Genomic DNA, 3366 nt, shown 5'->3' on the forward strand with positions numbered 1-3366 from the left:
CGGTCGAGTATCAGATGTCCGTCAATATGGCGTATGCCCTTATCGCGCATCTGTTGCTGCATTTGCACCAAATCATGCTGGTCAAACACAGGATCGCCGCTCCCCACCCAATACACATTGCCTTTCAGTGTATCGCCTTTGATTGAGCCGTTGGTTTTAAACTCCGTTTTCCAACGATAATCGCCGCCCAACATACGAAACGCGGTAAACGCCGTTACCAGCTTCATGGTCGAAGCAGGATTGCGCAATTCATCGGCACGGTGTTCGGCAATCACTTTGCCGCTGTCCAATTCCTGCACATAAACGGAAATTTCATTTTCAGGAATACGCCCGAAATCCAAAGCCCATGACGGACAAACCGCCACCATCAGGCTGATTGATAAAATACTTTTCAACTTCATTATGTTACAAAAATCTTATAAATTCTTACGAGGTACTTAGGCCGTCTGAACGTTTCAGACGGCCTTTTTATTTATTTCTGATGCGCTTTCAAACGCAACGCAAACATGACGACCACAACACCGATAACCAAAGCGCAACCCATCGCCAAATGAATACCATCCAACATTGCCTGTTGCGGCATATCTGCGCTGGAAAGTTTCTCACCGATATTGGTCGCACCGACAAAAAACGCCGCACCGATGGCACCGGCAATCGGGTTGATGGTAGTCAGAATCGCCGCGCCGTGCGGATTGAGCGTTTTCGGCAACGCATTCAGACCATGGGTTTCGCCGGTTACACAAGCAGACACGGAAAGCGCCAACAGCGTAAACATCGCCGTCAACATTACCACTTGCGTATCAATCCGCAGAAACAGCCACAATACCGCCAGCGACACCACCAGCATCACTGTTGCCGGCAAGACGACAAAACGTCCGCCCTTTTTGTCCAACAATTTGCCAAACAACGGCGCGGCAACCGCTTGGGCAATACTCGCAGGCATCAGGATCAAACCGGTTGCCGTACCGGTCAGCATCAGCACTTGCTGCGTGTACATCGGCACCATCAATTCCAAGCCCAAGAACAGGAATATCGCACCGGCCAAAATCACAACGCAATATCTGAACTGTTTGTATTCAAACGCACGAAGGTTCAACAACGGCGTAGCCAAACGGAATTGACGGTACGCAAACCAACCCACCAGTACAACGGAAGCGGCAAAGAGCAGGATAAATTCCAGCAGCGGCATATGGGCAAAATTACTACTCGCATAAACCAGCCCGCCGAAGCCCGCAATCGACAGCACAGCTGACAACATATCGATTTTCGGACGGCTGATGTTGCTTAAATTAACCGTCAAATATCTACCCACCAACACCATCGCCGCCAACATAAACGGCGCGGTAAAACCGAACAGCACGCGCCAATGCGTATGGTCGATAATGATGCCCGACAGCGTCGGCCCCATTGCAGGCGCGGCGGTAAACATCATGGTAATCACACCCATCGACGTTCCGCGCCTGTTGGGAGGGAAAATCGACAATACGCCGTTAAACAGAAGCGGGACAAAGAACGCGGCAGACACTGCCTACACCATCCGACCGACCACCAATACGCCAAACGTCGGTGCAAACGCGCAAATCAGCGATCCTGCTAAAAACGTTGCCTGCATAAACAGCACCATTTTGCGCGTTTCAAACCATTGAATCACGCCTGCCGTAATCGGCGTAAATGCACCCATGACCAGCAAAAAGCCCGTCGTCAGCCATTGAACCGTAGTCTTATCGACACCAAAATCCTTCATAATCGGCGTGAGCGCGACATTTAGCAGCGTGTCGTTGAGATAGCCGAAAAATGCGCCGATGAATAAGGTAGCGACAATGGTTTTAGCAGGAAAGTCGGGATTGTCGGCGTAGTATTCGTGTGCCGTTTCGCCCTCTTGCGAATCAGAAGCGTGCATAATAATTTGAAATATCAGCGAAACCGTTATTTTAGCATAAACCGTTTTGACAGGCCGTCTGAAACCTTGACCGCTTCCCCAGATAACACTAAAATTTAGAATCGTTTTCATTTTTATTATTAAATAGGAGAAAAACATGTCAAAGAAAGTCAGCATCTTGGTCGGCAGCCTGCGTAAAGGCTCGTTTGCACGAAAAATCGCACAAAACGTCATTTCCATGTTCCCCGAAGGCTACGAAGCGCAAATCGTCGAAATCGGCCATTTGCCTTTGTACAACTTCGACTACGACGATCCTGCCGTTACCGACTTCCCTACTCCGTCCAGCTATACCGAGTTCCGTGAAACCATCAAAGCTTCGGCCGGCGTATTGTTCGTGACTTCTGAGAACAACCGTACCGTACCGGCCTGCCTGAAAAACGCCATCGACATCGGTTCCAAACCCAATGCCGATGTTGCCTGGAAAAAAACACCGGCCGGCATCATCAGCCATTCAGTCGGCAAAATGGGCGGCTATAGCGCGCAAAAAAATCTGCGCCTTGCCCTTTCGTATTTCGATATGCCGCTGACCGGCCAGCCGGAAGTGTTCCTCGGCAACTCGCCTACCCTGTTTGACGACAACGGCCAGCTCATCGAGTCTGCGCGTGGATTTGTTCAAGGCTATATCGACCAATTGGTTGCCTTGATTGAGAAAAACCCTAAATAATCAGGATTGAAACATACAGGCCGTCTGAAAAACAAAATTTCAGACGGCCTCATCTTTTGCAAAAAATCAGTTTTTCGACAGTTCCTAAATTTTTACTAATTGAGTGCAGTTATAATCACTATCCACCCACCCTCCGGAGAACTTCCATGCGCGTATTATTGGTTGAAGACGATGCCATGATTGCCCAAGCCGTCAGTGCCAACCTGAAAGACACCGGCTACGCTGTCGATTGGGTCAGCCGCGGTTCGGAAGTTACCGCAGCAGTGGCGGCGCAAGCATACGATTTGCTGCTCTTGGATTTAGGTTTGCCTGGCAAAGACGGTTTGGACGTATTGGCGCAAATCCGCAGCGGAGGCTGTACCGTTCCTGTCTTAATCGTGACCGCGCGCGACGATTTGCACAGCCGCCTCAACGGCTTAGACGGCGGTGCAGACGACTACATCGTCAAACCCTTCGACATGGCAGAACTGCAAGCCCGTATGCGCGCCGTATTGCGCCGACACGGCGGACAGGCGCAAACGCTGCTGAGCAACGGCATCATCACACTCAACCCTTCCACCCATCAGGCAGAAGTGGTCGGGCAGGAACAGGCCATCATGCTCAGCAACAAAGAATTTGCCGTCCTCCAAGCCCTGCTGCTGCGCCCGGGCATGATTCTGTCGCGCAGCGATTTGGAAGATAAAATCTACGGCTGGGGCGAAGAAGTCGAAAGCAACGCCGTTGACTTCCTGATTCACGCCTTACGCAAAAAACTCGGCAAAGA

The 3366-nt window shown here is 50.7% G+C and carries 3 protein-coding genes and 1 pseudogene; 2 read left to right on the forward strand and 2 right to left on the reverse strand.

The features are described 5' to 3' along the window. Nucleotides 1-401 (reverse strand): D-alanyl-D-alanine carboxypeptidase (locus tag ACTHSP_RS18960; protein WP_440346677.1); only part of this gene is annotated, 401 nt, incomplete at its 3' end. Nucleotides 402-472: 71 nt separating this feature from the next. After that, nucleotides 473-1900: pseudogene (locus tag ACTHSP_RS18965) on the reverse strand (MFS transporter). 136 nt (nucleotides 1901-2036) lie between these two features. Between ACTHSP_RS18965 and ACTHSP_RS18970 the strand changes: the two are divergent. Further along, a complete protein-coding gene (locus tag ACTHSP_RS18970; protein ID WP_049328898.1) occupies nucleotides 2037-2603 on the forward strand; it encodes an NADPH-dependent FMN reductase in 567 nt (188 codons plus the stop codon). Nucleotides 2604-2749: 146 nt separating this feature from the next. After that, nucleotides 2750-3366, forward strand: a 617-nt coding sequence (locus ACTHSP_RS18975; RefSeq protein ID WP_440346678.1) for a response regulator, incomplete at its 3' end; no start/stop codon positions are given.

The organism is Neisseria sp. P0001.S005 (assembly GCF_051963715.1).

What these genes read in the sequence shown, in the direction of transcription:
- ACTHSP_RS18970 (WP_049328898.1), top strand. Translation starts at nt 2,037, where the DNA reads ATGTCAAAGAAAGTCAGCATCTTGGTCGGCAGCCTGCGTAAAGGCTCG.